Origin of the sequence: Aliivibrio salmonicida LFI1238 (genome assembly GCF_000196495.1) — a bacterium.
Lineage (GTDB): Bacteria > Pseudomonadota > Gammaproteobacteria > Enterobacterales > Vibrionaceae > Aliivibrio > Aliivibrio salmonicida.
Window position 1 is genome coordinate 2,023,464 of sequence record NC_011312.1, and the last position, 17,072, is coordinate 2,040,535.

19 protein-coding genes are annotated in these 17,072 nt (G+C 38.4%); 17 read left to right on the forward strand and 2 right to left on the reverse strand.

Features of this window, described 5'->3' with window-relative positions; translation table 11 throughout:
- The first annotated feature begins 55 nt into the window (after window positions 1-55).
- The 14 genes from ruvA to nadA all read left to right on the forward strand — a co-directional run bounded on the left by ruvA (window position 56) and on the right by nadA (window position 11,924).
- Window positions 56-676 carry a Holliday junction branch migration protein RuvA gene (gene ruvA, locus VSAL_RS09920; RefSeq protein WP_012550463.1) on the forward strand — a complete coding sequence of 207 codons (621 nt, stop codon included), beginning with the start codon at window positions 56-58 and terminating at the stop codon, window positions 674-676.
- Window positions 677-721: 45 nt separating this feature from the next.
- On the forward strand, window positions 722-1,735 hold the full coding sequence (gene ruvB / locus VSAL_RS09925; protein ID WP_012550464.1) for a Holliday junction branch migration DNA helicase RuvB: 1,014 nt from the start codon (window positions 722-724) through the stop codon (window positions 1,733-1,735).
- Window positions 1,736-2,111: 376 nt separating this feature from the next.
- Window positions 2,112-3,698, forward strand: a complete 1,587-nt coding sequence (cydA, locus tag VSAL_RS09930; protein WP_023603773.1) for a cytochrome ubiquinol oxidase subunit I — start codon at window positions 2,112-2,114, stop codon at window positions 3,696-3,698.
- 17 nt (window positions 3,699-3,715) lie between these two features.
- The gene (cydB, locus tag VSAL_RS09935) at window positions 3,716-4,852 is read left to right on the forward strand and encodes a cytochrome d ubiquinol oxidase subunit II (RefSeq protein ID WP_012550466.1); all 1,137 of its coding nucleotides are present in this window, start codon (window positions 3,716-3,718) and stop codon (window positions 4,850-4,852) included.
- 11 nt (window positions 4,853-4,863) lie between these two features.
- On the forward strand, window positions 4,864-4,971 hold the full coding sequence (gene cydX, locus VSAL_RS22560) for a cytochrome bd-I oxidase subunit CydX (protein ID WP_012550467.1): 108 nt from the start codon (window positions 4,864-4,866) through the stop codon (window positions 4,969-4,971).
- Window positions 4,964-5,266 carry a cyd operon YbgE family protein gene (locus VSAL_RS09945; protein WP_012550468.1) on the forward strand — a complete coding sequence of 101 codons (303 nt, stop codon included), beginning with the start codon at window positions 4,964-4,966 and terminating at the stop codon, window positions 5,264-5,266. The genes cydX and VSAL_RS09945 overlap by 8 nt, the downstream gene beginning before the upstream one ends.
- A 189-nt stretch (window positions 5,267-5,455) precedes the next feature.
- Window positions 5,456-5,860 carry a tol-pal system-associated acyl-CoA thioesterase gene (gene ybgC / locus VSAL_RS09950; RefSeq protein ID WP_012550469.1) on the forward strand — a complete coding sequence of 135 codons (405 nt, stop codon included), beginning with the start codon at window positions 5,456-5,458 and terminating at the stop codon, window positions 5,858-5,860.
- A complete protein-coding gene (gene tolQ / locus VSAL_RS09955) occupies window positions 5,850-6,536 on the forward strand; it encodes a protein TolQ (protein WP_012550470.1) in 687 nt (228 codons plus the stop codon). Before ybgC ends, tolQ begins: the two co-directional genes overlap by 11 nt.
- Window positions 6,536-6,982 carry a protein TolR gene (gene tolR, locus VSAL_RS09960; RefSeq protein WP_012550471.1) on the forward strand — a complete coding sequence of 149 codons (447 nt, stop codon included), beginning with the start codon at window positions 6,536-6,538 and terminating at the stop codon, window positions 6,980-6,982. Before tolQ ends, tolR begins: the two co-directional genes overlap by 1 nt.
- Window positions 6,983-6,998: 16 nt before the next feature.
- A complete protein-coding gene (tolA, locus tag VSAL_RS09965; protein ID WP_012550472.1) occupies window positions 6,999-8,006 on the forward strand; it encodes a cell envelope integrity protein TolA in 1,008 nt (335 codons plus the stop codon).
- A 10-nt stretch (window positions 8,007-8,016) separates the two neighbouring features.
- The gene (gene tolB, locus VSAL_RS09970) at window positions 8,017-9,369 is read left to right on the forward strand and encodes a Tol-Pal system beta propeller repeat protein TolB (RefSeq protein ID WP_012550473.1); all 1,353 of its coding nucleotides are present in this window, start codon (window positions 8,017-8,019) and stop codon (window positions 9,367-9,369) included.
- A 32-nt stretch (window positions 9,370-9,401) separates the two neighbouring features.
- Window positions 9,402-9,959, forward strand: coding sequence for a peptidoglycan-associated lipoprotein Pal (pal, locus tag VSAL_RS09975; RefSeq protein ID WP_012550474.1), 558 nt, complete (start codon window positions 9,402-9,404; stop codon window positions 9,957-9,959).
- Between the two features lie 24 nt (window positions 9,960-9,983).
- The gene (gene ybgF / locus VSAL_RS09980) at window positions 9,984-10,748 is read left to right on the forward strand and encodes a tol-pal system protein YbgF (RefSeq protein ID WP_012550475.1); all 765 of its coding nucleotides are present in this window, start codon (window positions 9,984-9,986) and stop codon (window positions 10,746-10,748) included.
- A 126-nt stretch (window positions 10,749-10,874) separates the two neighbouring features.
- Window positions 10,875-11,924 carry a quinolinate synthase NadA gene (nadA, locus tag VSAL_RS09985; RefSeq protein ID WP_012550476.1) on the forward strand — a complete coding sequence of 350 codons (1,050 nt, stop codon included), beginning with the start codon at window positions 10,875-10,877 and terminating at the stop codon, window positions 11,922-11,924.
- Window positions 11,925-11,999: 75 nt separating this feature from the next.
- Here nadA and VSAL_RS09990 read toward each other — a convergent pair whose 3' ends face one another.
- Together VSAL_RS09990 and VSAL_RS09995 are read right to left on the reverse strand one after the other, a co-directional pair.
- A complete protein-coding gene (locus tag VSAL_RS09990; protein ID WP_012550477.1) occupies window positions 12,000-12,458 on the reverse strand; it encodes a hypothetical protein in 459 nt (152 codons plus the stop codon).
- Window positions 12,459-12,569: 111 nt separating this feature from the next.
- Complete coding sequence (locus VSAL_RS09995) at window positions 12,570-13,577, reverse strand: helix-turn-helix domain-containing protein (RefSeq protein ID WP_012550478.1); 1,008 nt, start codon at window positions 13,575-13,577, stop codon at window positions 12,570-12,572.
- A 275-nt stretch (window positions 13,578-13,852) separates the two neighbouring features.
- Between VSAL_RS09995 and VSAL_RS10000 the strand changes: the two genes are divergently transcribed.
- Genes VSAL_RS10000 through VSAL_RS10010 form a run of 3 tightly spaced genes read left to right on the forward strand, consistent with a single transcriptional unit; the run spans window position 13,853 to window position 17,071 of the window.
- A complete protein-coding gene (locus VSAL_RS10000; protein ID WP_012550479.1) occupies window positions 13,853-14,974 on the forward strand; it encodes an HlyD family secretion protein in 1,122 nt (373 codons plus the stop codon).
- Window positions 14,964-15,983 carry a DUF2955 domain-containing protein gene (locus VSAL_RS10005; RefSeq protein ID WP_012550480.1) on the forward strand — a complete coding sequence of 340 codons (1,020 nt, stop codon included), beginning with the start codon at window positions 14,964-14,966 and terminating at the stop codon, window positions 15,981-15,983. Before VSAL_RS10000 ends, VSAL_RS10005 begins: the two co-directional genes overlap by 11 nt.
- Window positions 15,984-16,009: 26 nt before the next feature.
- Window positions 16,010-17,071 carry an AI-2E family transporter gene (locus VSAL_RS10010; protein ID WP_012550481.1) on the forward strand — a complete coding sequence of 354 codons (1,062 nt, stop codon included), beginning with the start codon at window positions 16,010-16,012 and terminating at the stop codon, window positions 17,069-17,071.
- Window position 17,072: the final 1 nt, after the last annotated feature.

Below are 17,072 nucleotides of genomic sequence, written 5' to 3' on the forward strand. Positions count from 1 at the left end.
TATCCAGTTCTTTATTACTATCCTAACCAGTTAATTATTTTAAAGAGTATCTATTGTGATCGGACGCCTTCGTGGAAATCTATTAGAAAAACAACCACCAGAATTACTCATTGAAGTCAGTGGTATTGGTTATGAAGTTCAAATGCCAATGAGTTGTTTTTATGAATTACCACCGATTGGTACCGAAGCCATTATCTATATTCATTATGTAGTACGTGAAGATGCTCAATTACTTTACGGTTTTAATACTAAAAAAGAACGAGCGTTATTTAGAGAAGTGATCAAAGCTAACGGGGTGGGGCCAAAACTTGGTTTGGCGATACTGTCTGGCATGACTGCTTCTCAATTTGTTCAAAGTGTTGAGCGTGAAGATATTTCGACCTTAGTCAAATTACCAGGTGTTGGTAAAAAAACGGCAGAGCGTTTAGTCGTAGAGATGAAAGATCGCCTAAAAGGGTGGGGAGCGGGTGACTTATTTACTCCAGCAGACACTACGTCAATGGATGATGCTTCTGATTTGATTTCATCGCCTCAAAGCGCACAAGATGAAGCAGTCAGTGCGCTTATTTCTTTAGGCTATAAACCAGTGCAGGCGTCTAAAATGGTATCTCAAGTCGCAAAACCTGATATGACCAGTGAATCTCTAATTCGTGAATCATTGAAATCAATGATCTAACTTTATTTATCGCCTCTTTACTTACAGAATTTTTTGAGACCTTTTATGATTGAAGCCGATCGCCTTATTGCTGCTGATAACCCTGTTTTTCGTGACGAAGAAGTCATCGATCGTGCGATACGTCCAAAGAAACTGGAAGATTATCGCGGACAAGATCATGTTCGTAGCCAAATGGAAATTTTCATTAAGGCTGCGCAGATGAGACAAGAGCCACTTGATCATCTACTAATTTTTGGTCCTCCAGGATTAGGTAAGACAACGTTAGCTAATATTGTTGCCAATGAAATGGGAGTGAGTATCCGAACGACATCGGGTCCTGTTCTTGAGAAAGCGGGAGATTTAGCTGCGCTTCTTACTAATCTGGAAGAAAACGATATTTTATTTATCGATGAAATCCATCGATTAAGTCCTGTAGTAGAAGAGATACTGTATCCTGCGATGGAAGATTACCAATTAGATATTATGATTGGTGAAGGTCCTGCAGCTCGTTCAATCAAAATTGATTTGCCCCCATTTACATTAATTGGTGCAACCACCAGAGCCGGTTCTTTGACTTCTCCACTGCGTGACCGTTTTGGTATTGTTCAACGATTAGAATATTACAAAGTAGACGATTTGCAATATATCGTTCAACGTAGTGCGGATTGTTTGAATTTGTCCATGGAATCAGAGGGCGCATTGGAAGTGGCTCGACGTGCTCGTGGTACACCACGAATTGCCAACCGATTGTTACGTCGAGTTCGTGATTATGCAGATGTTATGAGTGACAGTCATATCTCACCAGACATAGCAGATAAGGCATTAAACATGTTAGATGTTGATGTGTGTGGGTTTGATTACATGGATAGAAAGTTATTATTGGCAATCATGGAGAAATTCAATGGTGGTCCAGTGGGTCTAGATAACGTAGCCGCTGCAATTGGTGAAGAAAAAGATACGATTGAAGATGTGATAGAACCTTATTTAATTCAACAAGGCTACCTTCAGAGAACACCAAGAGGGCGTATTGTGTCAGATCGAGCCTATCTTCATTTTGGTATTGATAGACCAGATAAATAGGTAATGGTTAAATATACACATATTGTCATAATCTATTCATATTGACGTGAAAAAAATGAAAGCGAGTGATCAAAATCACTCGTTTTTTCGTATAAGAAATGTGTAAAGTGTGAAAAACGAACGGTTATGTAAAAATATCTGTAATTAACTTTCAAATAAGGGACAAATCTTTTGAAAGATATCGTGTTTCCTATTAATATTAGCACGTTCTATATTAGGTTATGCTTAACATTAAGCTAACGTTTATTATACATTCGTGCAACACTTTATAGCTACTAATACAATTATAACTATTAGAGCTAAATAAAAAGTGCCACGTTCACCCAAAAGTGTGAAAGCACTGTGTCATTCAGCCTGACACAAAGGAGTTCTCATGATCACTGATGTAGTGGAGTTATCGCGGTTGCAGTTTGCAATGACAGCGATGTATCACTTCCTATTCGTTCCTCTGACTTTAGGTATGGCCTTTCTATTGGCTATCATGGAGTCGTTATATGTAATGACCAACAAACAAATCTACAAGGACATGACAAAGTTCTGGGGTAAGTTATTTGGTATTAACTTCGCATTAGGTGTAGCAACAGGCCTAACCATGGAGTTCCAGTTTGGTACAAACTGGTCTTACTATTCTCACTATGTTGGTGATATTTTCGGTGCGCCTCTTGCGATCGAAGCACTGATGGCTTTCATGCTTGAATCTACTTTTGTAGGACTATTTTTCTTTGGTTGGGATCGTTTATCAAAACGTCAGCATCTTACAGTAACGTGGTTAGTTGCTTTAGGTTCGAATTTCTCAGCGCTTTGGATTCTAGTAGCAAACGGTTGGATGCAAAACCCTGTCGGTGCTGAATTTAATTTTGAAACGATGCGTATGGAAATGGTTAGCTTCGCTGAAGTTGTACTAAACCCTGTCGCTCAAGTTAAATTCGTTCATACCGTTGCTTCTGGTTACACCGCTGGCGCAATGTTTGTTTTAGGTATTAGTTCATACTACCTACTAAAAGGTCGTGATGTTGCCTTTGCTCGTCGTTCATTCGCAATTGCTGCGTCTTTCGGCATGGCATCAATTTTATCTGTAATGGTACTTGGTGATGAATCTGGTTATGAATTGGGTGAAGTTCAACAAGTTAAGCTAGCAGCGATTGAAGCTGAATGGCATACAGAAGAAGCACCTGCGGCTTTCACCGTATTTGGCTTACCAAATCAAGAAACGATGGAAACGGATTATGCAATTAAGATCCCTTATGTTATGGGTATTATTGCAACGCGTTCATTAGATAAGCAAGTCACTGGCTTACGCGATCTTAAAGCACAGCACGAAGTTCGTATTCGTAACGGTATGATCGCTTATGACCTTCTTGAAAAATTACGTAATGGTGATAAAACACCTGAAAATATAGCAGCATTTGATGATGTTAAGCATGACTTAGGTTATGGCTTATTGCTTAAGCGTTATACTGATAAAGTTGTTGATGCAACTGAAGATCAGATTAAAGCGGCAGCAGATGATTCTATTCCAAATGTTTTACCATTATTCTTCTCTTTCCGCATAATGGTTGCTTGTGGCGTAGCAATGCTACTTATTTTTGGCCTTGCGTTTTATCAAACGTGTCGTCAAAAAATTGGTCAAAAACCATGGTTACTTAAAGCGGCATTATTCGGTATGCCACTGCCGTGGATCGCAATTGAAGCGGGTTGGTTTGTTGCAGAATATGGTCGTCAGCCATGGGCAGTTGGTGAAATACTACCTGTACATGTTGCCGCATCATCACTCACTGTTACTGAAGTTTTAATTTCAATAGCTGCAATTATTAGCTTATATACTATTTTCTTGATTGCTGAAGTTTACCTAATGGTTAAATTCGCACGTAAAGGACCTAGTAGCTTGAAAACTGGTCGCTATCACTTTGAACAAGACGGTCAAGGTTCTGAAGCAAAGTTAACTCGCGAAGTAGAAGCATAAAAACGGAGATTTGAGCAATGTTTGATTACGAAGTATTGCGATTTGTTTGGTGGGTATTGATTGGTGTATTACTGATTGGTTTCGCGGTAACAGATGGTTTTGATATGGGGGTAGGTACACTAGTGCCTATCATCGGTAAAACAGATACAGAACGTCGAGTGATGATTAACTCAATCGCCCCTCACTGGGAAGGCAACCAAGTTTGGTTAGTAACAGCAGGCGGTGCATTATTTGCTGCTTGGCCTTTAGTGTATGCTGCTTCATTCTCTGGCTTTTACTTAGCTATGATTCTGACATTAGCTGCATTATGGTTCCGCCCTGTTGGGTTTGATTATCGTTCTAAAATTGAAGATAAACGCTGGCGTTCAGCGTGGGATGCTGCGATCTTCATTGGTAGCTTTGTTCCACCAGTCATCTTTGGTGTTGCTTTTGGTAACTTACTTCAAGGTGTTCCATTTGAACTGAACAACCTAATGATGCTTAAGTATCATGGTGGTTTCTTTGACTTATTAAATCCATTTGCATTGGTATGTGGTCTAGTGAGCTCTGCAATGTTTGTACTGCAAGGTTCAACATGGCTACAAATGAAAACAACGGATCAAATTCACGCTAGAGCAAGTCAAGTTTCTATGATTTGTGCTGCGTTAGTAATTGTTCTGTTTACTATTGCTGGCTTTTGGGCTCAAAGCATTAATGGGTTTGTGATCACGAGTGTTATGGATCATAACGCACCATCAGATCCATTAAATAAAGAAGTTATCCGTCAAGTGGGCGCTTTATTCTTGAACTTCAAAGAATACCCATTGTTATGGATAGCACCTGCTCTTGCGGTAGTTATGCCTCTTATTGTTATGATTACAACTAAGTTGAAGAGACCTGGAATTGCTTTCATCGCATCAAGTCTGACTAATGCTGGTGTGATCTTAACTTCTGGTTTTGCATTATTCCCATTCGTAATGCCATCAAGTTTAAATCCTAACCATAGTTTGACTATGTGGGATTCAACATCAAGCGAATTAACACTAAACATTATGACAGTGGTAGCTGCTGTTATGATCCCAATCATCCTTGCTTACACAGCATGGACGTATTATAAAATGTTTGGTCGTATTGATACTAAATTTGTTGAAGACAACAAAAATTCGCTTTATTAAGGAGTATAACAATGTGGTATTTTGCTTGGATTCTAGGTGTGCTACTAGCATGCTCATTTGCAATCATTAATGCTCTTTGGTTAGAGCACTCAGAAATGATGGATAAAGACAGTGAGTAATATCGCTGGGAAAATAGACAGTGTTCATAGCCCAATAAATAATATCATCGTTAAGTTGATATTGATTGGAGCCGCACTTTTCCACATGGGAATGCTTATGTGGGAGCCAACGGTATATTCAGAAAATATCCGTGGTTTTAGTGGGTTAATGGCGCCAGCATTGATTTACGCAGTATGTACTGCGTTTATCTTTGTTGTGGGTTTTATTCCACAAAAGTGGGGTTGGAAACTACTATTTAGTCCTTATTTTTCAATGATGATATTAAGTTACTTTAGTTATCTCTATTTTATTTGATTTTATAATTAATAAAATGTGAACATTGGAACATCATACTAAGCGGCTTGTTACTTTTTTAGGTAATAAGCCGCTTTATTTTTGGCTATTAAGTTCAAAATTTGGTGATTCACCTAGTGACGATAGGTAATTATCAGTTATAGTTAACTACTGATTTCTCAATAAAAAAGAAAAAGAGGGTGATATAAAATGGCAGTTTTCAAATGGCCTATCACGGTTTACTATGAAGACACCGATGCAGGTGGCGTAGTTTATCACTCTAATTATTTAAAGTTTTTTGAAAGAGCCAGAACCGAATTATTACGAGAAAAAGGAGTATCTCAAGGGATACTGCTGCAAGAGTCTCTCGGATTTGTGGTTAAACATGTTGATATAGATTTTATACAAGGTGCTCGTTTAGATGAGCAGCTCACAGTTGAAACATTCATAGAAGAAATTAAAAGGGTATCGCTGACCTTTTGTCAGTTATTGGTTAATTTTGAGGGTAAAGTATTGTGCAAAGCTACAGTTAAGGTAGCCTGTATTGATAACGCTAAAATGAAACCAAAAGCGATACCATTATTTATATTATCGGAGATATCTTGTGACAGGTGAACTATCAATTCTCGATCTATTTTTACACGCTAGTTTATTAGTTAAGATCGTGATGCTTATTCTATTAAGCTTGTCTGTAATGTCGTGGGCAATGATTTTTAAACGCTCAAAAGTGTTAGCTGTTGCTCATACTGATGCAGAACGTTTTGAAAGCAAATTCTGGTCTGGCATGGATCTAGCGCAATTATTTAATGAAGTGAAAGTACGTAAAGATCGAATCAGTGGTACTGAAAAGATTTTTTATTCTGGCTTTAATGAATTTGCACGTTTATCTCGAGTAAATTCATCATCTTCTGAAGCGGTTATGGATGGAACGATACGTTCAATGCGCGTAACGGTCTCTCGTGAAGTTGATGATTTAGAAACAAACCTTCCATTTTTAGCAACCGTTGGTTCTATTACTCCTTATATTGGTTTGTTTGGTACGGTATGGGGTATTATGCATTCGTTTATCGCCTTGGGTGCGGTAAAACAAGCAACTCTAGCGATGGTTGCTCCTGGTATTGCAGAGGCATTGGTTGCAACGGCTATGGGGCTGTTTGCAGCAATTCCAGCGGTAATTGCCTACAATCAATTAAGTGTGAAAGTAGGTAAGTTAGAGCATAACTACGCTGCATTTATGGATGAGTTTTCTAGTATTCTACATCGTCAAGCAATGGCAAGTCAGGAGAAGTAATGTCTGGCTATCAACCTAAAAAACGCAAGTTAACCGCTGAGATTAATGTTGTACCTTATATTGACGTTATGTTGGTATTGCTAATTATCTTTATGGTAACGGCTCCTTTTGTGACTCAAGGGGTAGACGTGAAATTACCAGAGATGACTAATGCGAAATCAGCACAAGAAATGGCAGGTGAAGATCCTAATGCAACGTTTATTATTGTCGAGATTGATAAAGACGGAAATCTAGGCTTAAGTGTTGATAATCAAGACGTACGTCGTCCAATGTCAATGCAAGAAATGATAATGAACGTTAAAGCAGAACTAAGCATTAAGCCTAATTCTCCCGTCGCAGTTGGCGGGGATGCCAGTACGCCATATTCAGAGATAGTATTAGTTCTTGATGAATTAAGCCGCGCAGGGGTAAGTAAAGTTGGGTTACTTACCGATCTCAAGGAATAGAAGTGAATAATAATCGATGAAATCGGATAATAATTACACCTTTGCTATTGTTGTTTCTGTCGTGTTGCACTTGCTGCTCGCTGTCGCGTTGATCTTTGGTAGTGACTTTTCTATGGATGAAAAGGCAAAACCAAATACAATTCAAGCCGTAGTAATAGATCCAAGCACGATTGCAAGACAAGCATCTCAAATTCGTCAAGAGAGAGAAAAAGCTTCTCGTGCAGAGACTGAGCGACTAAATCGATTAAAACAACAGGCAGATCAATTAGAAAAAAACCGTAAAGTCGAAGAAAATCGGATTCGTAAGCTAAAAGAACAACAAGTAAAAGAGAAAAAAGCAGCCCGTAGAGCGGAAGATGAACGTAAGAAAGCTGTCGCTCAAGCAAAAAAAGAGAAAGAACGAGCAACAGCAGCAGAAGCCGATCGAAAGCGTAAAGTAGATACAGCAGCGAAAGCGGAAGCGGCAAGATTAACAAAAGTGAAGGCTGATAAAGAAAAAGCAGAAAAAGCCCGTTTAGATAAAGAACGAGCAACTAAAGCAGAAGCTGAACGTGTCGCGAAAGAAAAAATAGCAAAAGAAAAAGCAGCGAAGGCAAAGGCAAAATTAGCGGCAGAAAACGCCAAGAAAGAGAAAGCAAGAGCCGCAAAAGCGGAAGCTGCACGTAAGCAAAAAGAAGCGGCATTAAATGACATATTTGCAGGTTTAGAAGATGAAACCGTTCAAAATAGCTCTGCGAAACAGCAGCATATTGACGATGAAGTGAATCGCTACGCCGCAATTTTTACACAACGAATTCAACGTAACTTATTAGTCGATGAATCTTATGTTGGAAAAAGTTGCAAGGTAAAAATTAAACTGGCATCTTCTGGATTATTGCTCTCAGTAACAACCTTGGGGGGTGATGCGCAGGTGTGCCGTGCTGCTAAAATAGCCGTAACTAAAGTTAATGTTTTTCAAATGCCAAAAGACGCTGATATTGTAGCTAAACTTACAAATATAAACCTTACGGTTCAACCAGAATAAGGAAGAGCAAGTGCTTAAACGATGGATATTACCTCTTTTTATAGCGTGTTTGAGTTTTAGCCAAATAGCTAAAGCTGAACTAGAGCTTGTAATCACAGAGGGCGTAAATTCTGCTAGACCCATAGGCATCGTTCCATTTAAGTGGCATGGTGAAGGCAAGTTACCACAAGATATTTCAGCTATTATTTCTTCTGACTTACAGCGCAGTGGTAAATTTAGTCCATTACCGACAAATAAAATGCCACAAACGCCATATAAAGATGCTGACATTAATTACGAAGCTTGGACCAAGATGGGCGTTGATGCCATTGTTACGGGTGAAGTGAAAGTTAATGCCGCTGGAAAGTATGAGGTTTCTTATAAGCTTATTGATGTGGTTCGTGGTCAATTAACGAAAGGTAAATCTAAAGGGTTAAGTAATTCAGGGGAATTAGTTTTAACACAAGACCATATTTTAGTTAATAAAATTGCGACACTTTCAAAAACACAGTTACGAAAATACGCTCACCGTATTTCTGATGTTGTTTATGAAAAATTAACAGGCGAAAAAGGCGCGTTTTTAACGCGAATTGCTTATGTGGTTGTTAATGATAAATCTCAACATCCATATCAGTTAAGAATTGCGGATTATGACGGCTACAACGAACGTTTGGTTTTAAAGTCGAAACAGCCAATCATGTCACCGGCTTGGTCTCCAGATGGTAAGAAATTGGCTTATGTAAGTTTTGAAAACAGAAGATCACAAGTTTTCATTATGAATATCTACACGGGGAAGAGGGAGTTAATTGCTTCGTATCCTCGTCATAACGGTGCGCCTCGTTTTTCTCATGACGGAAAAGAACTTGCGATCGTATTATCCAAAACCGGCAGTCTTCAAGTTTATATTGTGAATTTACAAACGAAAAAGATGCGCCAAATTACTCGAGGTAGATCGAATAATACTGAGCCTTTTTGGGCTCCTGATAACAAGTCTTTAATATTTACATCAGATCGGGGTGGTAAACCTCAGATTTATAGAGTAAATTTAGAAGACGGTTCGACAAAACGTTTAACCTGGCAAGGCAGTCAAAATCTTGGTGGGCAGATCACTCCTGATGGTAAATACATCGTTATGGTGAATCGCTCAGAGACTGGATTTAATCTAGCAAAACAAGATTTAGAAACCGGTGCTGTCCAGGTCTTAACTAAGACACTACTGGATGAGTCACCAAGTATTGCGCCAAATGGCGGCATGGTGATTTACAGTTCCATTTATAGAAAACAAAACGTCCTTTCGATGGTTTCTATAGATGGCCGTTTTAAAGCTCGCTTACCAGCGACAAACGGACGTGTAAGGGCACCAGCGTGGTCGCCATTTTTATAGCTACTAAATATTTAGGAAATAAGGAAAATATAATGCAACTAAATAAACTTCTTAAGAGTCTTTTAATCGCGCTGCCAGTGGTTGCTCTTTCTGCTTGTAGTTCTAGCGATAGCGCAACTGATAGTACTGCTGGTCAAGAATCAACAAACGGAACAGAAACAACAAGCGGTACTGCTGGTGAAGGCCAAACAGATACAACGGTTGTTACTGTAGTTGAAGGTGAAGAAGTTCTAACTGAGCAAGAAGTTAAAGAACAAGCTTTACGTCAAGTTCAGACTGTTTACTTCGCTTTTGATAACTCAACTATTTCTTCAGAGTATGAAGATATGCTTGCAGCTCACGCGGCTTTCTTAAGCAAAGCGCCTGAAGTTAAAGTAACCGTTGAAGGCCATGCTGACGAACGTGGTACTCCTGAGTACAACATCGCACTAGGCGAACGTCGTGCTAATGCAGTTGCTAAATACCTACAAGCTTTAGGTGTTTCTGCAGACCAAATCTCTATCGTAAGCTACGGTGAAGAAAAACCTCTAGTTCTTGGCCAAACAGCTGAAGACTACGCTAAAAACCGTCGTGCAGTATTAGTATACTAATCGATAGTTTATAAGGCAGCTTATATGAAATACAGTAACCTTAAGCGAATTATTCCGCTTACGTTGCTGGCGAGTGCGGCGACCCTTGTGGTCGCCGCTCCTGCTCCAGTCACGGATTTAAATGCGACCTCAGGCTCATCTGCTCAAGCGTCATCAACGAGTATTGAGCGTTTAGAGCGTTTAATTAAAAGCCGCAATCAAATTCAACTTCAGTTACAACAACAACTCGATGGATTATCAGAAGAACTTTCTGAGATTCGAGGTACTGTTGAGCGTAATAGTTATGAACTTGATCAAATGTTAGAGCGCCAACGTCAACTGTATGTTGAAATTGACACCTTAAGAACAGCGAAACCATCGACAGCAAAACCTGTTGTAGATAATGACGCTAATTCTGGTGAAGGCTCATACGCAACTGATACGAACGAAAATGAAGCGTATCAGAATGCAGTTGATTTGATCTTGAAGAAGAAAGATTACGCAGGAGCAACAAAAGCATTCCAAGAATTTGTTGCCGCTTATCCTGATTCGGTTTATAGCTCTAATGCTCATTATTGGCTAGGGCAACTTTATTTTGCTCAGAAGAATGACGTTGAGGCAGCAAAAAGCTTTACCAAAGTGGTTAGTTACGCGGATTCAAATAAACGAGCGGATGCTTTGCTAAAACTGGGCGAGTTAGCCAAACGTAATAATAAAGCTGCAGCACAAAAATATTATCAAAAAGTAATAACAGAGTACTCAGACAGTACAACAGCTCAAACCGCTGCTGCACAATTGAAATCGTTATAATTCATTATTTGATATATTACTGTAGTAAAAGGAGCTGATTTGCTCCTTTTTTATTTCCCTTAACTTGATGACCCCCTAAGAAGAGGTATAATGTTCAGATTATTTTAAAAATTAATGAGCTGAGCAATGGGCCATATTCTAGATCATGTCAACACTGTATATCCTTTCCCTCCAAAACCTACAAAATTAAGTGCTGACGAAAAGACTCAGTACATTGCTAAAATCAAACAATTATTAAAAGATAAAAATGCGGTGTTAATTGCCCATTATTATACTGATCCTGAAATCCAGGCATTAGCCGAAGAAACAGGCGGCTTTGTTGGTGATTCTTTAGAGATGGCTAAATTTGGTAATCGTCATGATGCAAAAACATTAGTGATTGCTGGTGTGCGTTTCATGGGAGAATCAGCAAAAATATTAACGCCTGAAAAAACAATCTTAATGCCAACGTTAGACGCCGAGTGTTCTTTGGATCTTGGTTGTCCTGCAGATAAGTTTACTGAATTTTGTGATGCTCACCCAGATCATACCGTTGTTGTGTATGCGAATACCTCAGCAGCCGTTAAAGCCCGTGCTGATTGGGTTGTGACGTCAAGTATTGCATTAGAAATTGTAGAGCATTTAGATGACGAAGATAAGAAAATTATCTGGGGACCCGATCGCCATTTAGGTTCGTATATTGCGAATAAAACAGGCGCAGATATGCTGTTATGGCAGGGCGAATGTATCGTTCATGATGAATTTTCTGCAAAAGCATTAAAAGATGCGAAAGCACTGCACCCTGATGCCGCGGTTCTTGTTCACCCTGAATCACCTGCAAGTGTGGTTGAATTAGCGGATGCCGTTGGATCTACAAGCCAATTAATTAAAGCGGCTAAAGAGCTACCACAACAAAAAATGATTGTGGCAACGGATAAAGGCATCTTCTTTAAGATGCAGCAAATGGTACCAAAAAAAGAATTATTAGAAGCTCCAACAGCAGGTGCGGGTGCAACGTGTCGTAGTTGTGCACATTGCCCTTGGATGGCGATGAATGGTTTAGTCGCCATTGAAAAAGCATTAAACGAAGGTGGTGCAGGTCATGAGATTTTTGTTGATGAAGAGATCCGTATTAAATCACTTATTCCATTAAACCGTATGTTAGATTTTGCTGAGCAGCTAAATGCCCGTAAATAGTAAATAAGTAGTTGAAATAAACATGGCGACCACACATTGGTCGCCATTTTTTGATCGGTTCTTTTGTAAGCGTGATTAATTATTTTTTTTGTCACTTAAAGCAAAGTAAATTTTAGATACGGTAATTTCTGCTATGAGTATCGTAAATACTACGGCAAAGAAAGCGACGACACCATTTAATGGACCGCCAAACGATACCTTATCACCAAATAGAATATTAATGGCTTCTAACATAACGAATTTACTACCGACTAATATGACATAACTGCTTAAACCACGGTATATTTTTGGTGCGGTTCCTGGTTTGCTTTTAAAATAATCAGCAATTCTATGCTCTGCATTTATGGAAAGTTTTAGTAATAACTGCAGGAGTATTGCAGCTGCAAAAGAAATGGTGAATGATTCGATATTAACAAAATCCCAATATTCATCAAAAAAATTTAGTACGGTTAGATCGACCAATACTGCAAGTGTGTAACCTACAAATAAACGTTGTGGAGTACTAAAACCATATTCTTTTTCTACTGAGCTCATAGTAATTCCTAACCGTTAATTGAATTGTTCGATGTTGTTCTGTTTATTATATTGCCTAATCATCATTCGTATTAAAAGTGAAAGAAAATAGGTTGGCGTATAATGGTAAATTTATTCTGTAAGTCCAAGTATCGACTTTCTATATACTTTTGGTGTTAGCCCGCTAATGCGTTTGAATGCCCGTGAAAAGTGGGAAATATTGTTATAACCAAGTTGATTTGATATATAAGTTAATGAATAACCTTCTTCCATTAATTCACATGATATAGATAGAGTAAGGCTTTCTTTTAACTGTCTAAATGACGTTCTCTCTTCTTTTAGTCGACGTTGGAAGGTTCTTGTTGTCATTTGTAATAGCTTAGCGGCTTGAGTGATGCTGAGGGAATGTTCACGAACATAAGGAAGCAACGAGGTAAAGACGCTATCACTGAAACTAGAATGCCATTCAATTAATGGTTCTTTATTTTTAGTGTCTGATGGAATAAATTTAACGGTAGAATTGAGTGTTTTTTCATCCATTAATAACGCGCTTTTACTTTGAGCTATAAAAAATTGTGTTTTTTTATTTAGCGCCGAACGAATCACATCATCATCAATATGTTGGACCTTTACTTGTTCAGGAAACCAATCTGATTTTGTTAATGCCTGAATGAGTTCGATGATATATAAGACGGAAAATACTTCACCCCAAATAAAATAGAGTGTATTTTCGTAAGGGGCTGAGCGGCAAAGCCAATATTTACCATATTGATTTTCAAACGTAATTTCACTGCCGGGAGAGTCATGATTGAATATGGCATTTACTTTTTCAAGAGCTTCTTTAACGGTTGCGGTGGTATCAAATTGTTTAAGTATCTGGGGTATTATTCGTTGACGGAATGCGATGCGTAACAACTCGCTAAAACTATTTACGCCTACTTGTGAAGACAGTAAATATACGAGACGTTTCACCGGTTCTACGGGTAAATAGTCTTTATCTGTTTCAAAAAGATCGGGTGGTAAACCGGAGTCATTTAATAATTCCTGAATATTGATCCCGTGCTTTGAAAAAACGTCTAAAAGGATTTTTGTGTATCCAGTCCGGATCATTGGTAGTGGTTTTGAGGCTTTTTTTATCATTAAGATCTCCCTTCTTTTTACTAATTCATTCTTTATATAATTAATTATTGGCGCAAAATGGTAAGTTTTCATCCTACTTAGTTTGATATATTAATTTATCTGTTCTTTTTGCGACAGAGAACTCAAATTAAAAGTGCGGCAGTGTTTCTACCGTTAAAATTTTTTATTTTAATAAACTATTAAATAATAAGTAAATTTTGATAAACATCACTCCATTAATTTAAGAAAGCAACTATACATATATAAATGGAATCAATGAGTAGTAGGTTATAAATATGACGGAAAAAATAGAAGACACCAAGGCAGAAAACAAATCAGTTAATCAAACGGTTAAAAAGACAAATAAAGTTCGGAAAATAACAAATTACCTACTAATCACGGTCATTACTTTATTATTATTTAGCATTATTTCTGATCGAGTCATTCCACTTACAGATAACGCACGAGTGAAGGGGTATGTGGTTCCAATTAAGCCACAGGTATCAGGGCAAGTTTTTGATATTTTAGTTCAGCCTAATCAGCTTGTAGCACAAGGAGAGGTACTCGCTAAGCTAAATCCTGTCGATTATGAAATTGCAGTAAAACAAGCAGAACAAAATTTGGAAATTGCAGGTCAAAATGTTGGAGCGCAAACGGCAATGATTGCTTCTTCACAAGCAAGGTTAACGAGTGCGAATGTTGAATTAGAAAATGTGAGATTACAATCTGGTCGAATCCTTGAAATGGCAGAGCGTGGTGTGGTATCTCAATCTGATGCTGACCAATCTCGAGCATCACTGGCAACGGCAAGGGCAAATGTTGTTAATGCACAAGCTGATCTTGAGAAATCAAAACGCCAATTAGGAGCCGATGGAGAAGATAACAGTCAGATTAAAGCGGCGTTATTAGCATTAGAGCAAGCCCAAATTAATTTAGAGCGGACAGAAATCAAAGCACCTACCGCTGGTGGTGTTTCTAATTTTAGTTTATCTGAAGGTTTTTATGCGTCTGTGGGGCAGCCTATCATGACATTTGTCTCGACAGAAAGCATATGGATTGAAGCTTATTTTCGAGAGAATAGCTTAGGTAACATTAAGGTTGGAGATGCTGTTGAGGTTGCGCTTGATTTTGCTCCAGGAAAAGTAATTAAAGGCACAGTAACGAGTGTCGATTGGGGGGTTGATTGGGGGCAGAATGATCAAGCGGGTAAATTAGCGCAAGCGAATAATCAAACGGGTTGGTTACGTCAAACACAAATGCTACCGATAGCGATTGAGTTTGATCACTCACAAGCAACTGGATTACTACGAATTGGTGGCCAAGCGGATGTGATCGTCTACAGTGGTGATAATGTTATTTTTAATACTATTGGTAAATTGTGGATCCGCTTTGTGAGCTTGATGTCTTATGTCAGATAGCCTTATCGAGGATTCTCGAACCCAAACTAAGATAATAAGATATACCGTCGGTGTTGGCTTAGCGGTGTTTTTAGCTGCGTTGATTGATTGGCCATTGGCGTTTGTAGCACCAGTATTTGTCGCTAAATTTTTATTAGATAAACCAGAGTTAAACAAAGAAACCATTTATGAATTGATGCTCGCGATGGTCGTAACCATTGCGCTTGGATTATTTTTATCGAATGGCATCACCCATTATCCAATTCCAATGTTAATCCTTATCGGATTAATGATGTTGTGGGGGTATTATTTGTTTACTGATCCTAAGTGGAACTTGTTTGCAACAATATTAATTATTGCGGTACTAATGTTGCCCTTTATGGCGATATCAAATCCTAGTGTGTCTGTATTTTTAGCCATCGGATTAAGCAGTTCTGGAGTTGTCGCGGTACTTATTTTTGCTTTTGTTCATATTTACTTCCCTGAGTCAGAATCGAAATTCACAGGTTATCAATCTTCCCCGTTATCAAAGCAACAACGATGGTATGCGGCGTTTAGAGCGATGATTATTTCTTTTCCTGTAGTTTGTTTTTTCTTTATTTTTCAAATATCAGAAGCACTATTAACGATGATGTTTATTGCGTTGCTGTCATTAATGATAACAGGTGAGAAATCGATTAAATTAAGTGCATTTTTAATTCTTAGCAATGGTATTGGTGGTTTACTCGCCATCGGTGTATTTGGTGTTTTAAGCCTTGCACCTAACATCATTTTTTATACATTATTTATTTCACTTGTGGCCATTATTATGGCGACACAAATTTATACTAAACCAGAAAAAGCCCCGATTTACGCAACCGCATTTAGTACTGTACTTGTGTTGTTAGGCAGTACATTAATGAGTTCAGGGGAGATTGATAACAATATGTTTATACGTATATTTCAATTATTTTTGATTGGAATTTATATGATCGTTGTTTCTTTCTTTTTAGAGACGCGTCATTGGAGATTTTTAACTATGCAAACTTAAGTGCGCATAAATAACAAGGAGTGTTTATGAAACTTGAAGCGAACTTTTCAAAACAAGCAATTGATGCGTTTATAAAAATTGCAGCCATTGCGATTCTACTTTATTGGTGCTTTTCTATATTAAGGCCTTTTATATTACTTGTGGTTTGGGGGGGAATTATCGCAACTGCGTTATATCCAGTCGTATCATGGGGGCATAATAAATTTGGAATAAGCAAAGGCAAGGTGAGTGGGGGGTTAGCTTTTGTTGGTGTATTACTCTTATTGGTGCCGCTTATTGCACTCTCTACTGGTTTATATACGAGTGGATCAGAATTAATTACGGGTTACCAAGATGGGACGATATCAATTCCTAAACCAGCAGCAAGTATGGCTGATTGGCCTGTTATTGGTGAGAAAGCTTATGCATTTGGTGTTCAAGTATCGTCTAACTTAGAAAGTGTGCTTTTAAAATATGGAGAAGAAGTTAAGGCGATTGCTGGTCAATTAGCTTCTTTAGCTGGTTCACTTGGCGGTGGTTTCATACAGTTTATTATCTCTACCATTATCGCGGGTGTTTTTATGGCTAATGCTGATAAATGTGAACGTGCCTTTATCGTAATAGCAGATAGACTTACTGGTGAGCACGGTGAAGCATTAACGACATTATCAAAAAAAACCGTGAGAAGTGTTGTTCAAGGGGTGATTGGTGTTGCTGTAATACAATCGATGATGGCAGGTTTAGGCATGGCATTCGCGGGTGTTCCTGCTATTGGGTTATGGATGCTACTTGTTATGCTTGTCGCGATAATCCAGCTCCCTCCTATCTTAGCTCTGTTGCCTGTTATTTTTTACGTTTTTAGCGTAGATACCACGACAACGGCTGTCATTTTTCTTATTTGGTGCATTATCGTTAGTGGCAGTGATGCGATATTAAAACCAATGTTGTTAAGCCGTGGTTCTAATATTCCTATGTTGGTTATTTTATTAGGGGCATTAGGTGGAATGGCGATGTCAGGTATTGTCGGTTTATTCGTGGGGGCAGTAGTCTTGAGTTTAACTTATCAGTTGTTTACCGTTTGGTTAGATAGTGAATCAAAAGAGGAGTAAC

Bases quoted from the DNA above. Each gene is read 5' to 3' on its own strand.
- VSAL_RS10010 (WP_012550481.1), top strand. From the start codon at position 16,010: ATGAAACTTGAAGCGAACTTTTCAAAACAAGCAATTGATGCGTTTATA.
- ybgF (WP_012550475.1), top strand. From the start codon at position 9,984: ATGAAATACAGTAACCTTAAGCGAATTATTCCGCTTACGTTGCTGGCG.
- ybgC (WP_012550469.1), top strand. From the start codon at position 5,456: ATGGCAGTTTTCAAATGGCCTATCACGGTTTACTATGAAGACACCGAT.
- ruvB (WP_012550464.1), top strand. From the start codon at position 722: ATGATTGAAGCCGATCGCCTTATTGCTGCTGATAACCCTGTTTTTCGT.
- VSAL_RS10005 (WP_012550480.1), top strand. From the start codon at position 14,964: ATGTCAGATAGCCTTATCGAGGATTCTCGAACCCAAACTAAGATAATA.
- VSAL_RS09995 (WP_012550478.1), bottom strand. From the start codon at position 13,577: ATGATAAAAAAAGCCTCAAAACCACTACCAATGATCCGGACTGGATAC.
- VSAL_RS09990 (WP_012550477.1), bottom strand. From the start codon at position 12,458: ATGAGCTCAGTAGAAAAAGAATATGGTTTTAGTACTCCACAACGTTTA.
- cydB (WP_012550466.1), top strand. From the start codon at position 3,716: ATGTTTGATTACGAAGTATTGCGATTTGTTTGGTGGGTATTGATTGGT.
- tolA (WP_012550472.1), top strand. From the start codon at position 6,999: ATGAAATCGGATAATAATTACACCTTTGCTATTGTTGTTTCTGTCGTG.
- cydX (WP_012550467.1), top strand. From the start codon at position 4,864: ATGTGGTATTTTGCTTGGATTCTAGGTGTGCTACTAGCATGCTCATTT.
- VSAL_RS10000 (WP_012550479.1), top strand. From the start codon at position 13,853: ATGACGGAAAAAATAGAAGACACCAAGGCAGAAAACAAATCAGTTAAT.
- tolR (WP_012550471.1), top strand. From the start codon at position 6,536: ATGTCTGGCTATCAACCTAAAAAACGCAAGTTAACCGCTGAGATTAAT.
- pal (WP_012550474.1), top strand. From the start codon at position 9,402: ATGCAACTAAATAAACTTCTTAAGAGTCTTTTAATCGCGCTGCCAGTG.
- nadA (WP_012550476.1), top strand. From the start codon at position 10,875: ATGGGCCATATTCTAGATCATGTCAACACTGTATATCCTTTCCCTCCA.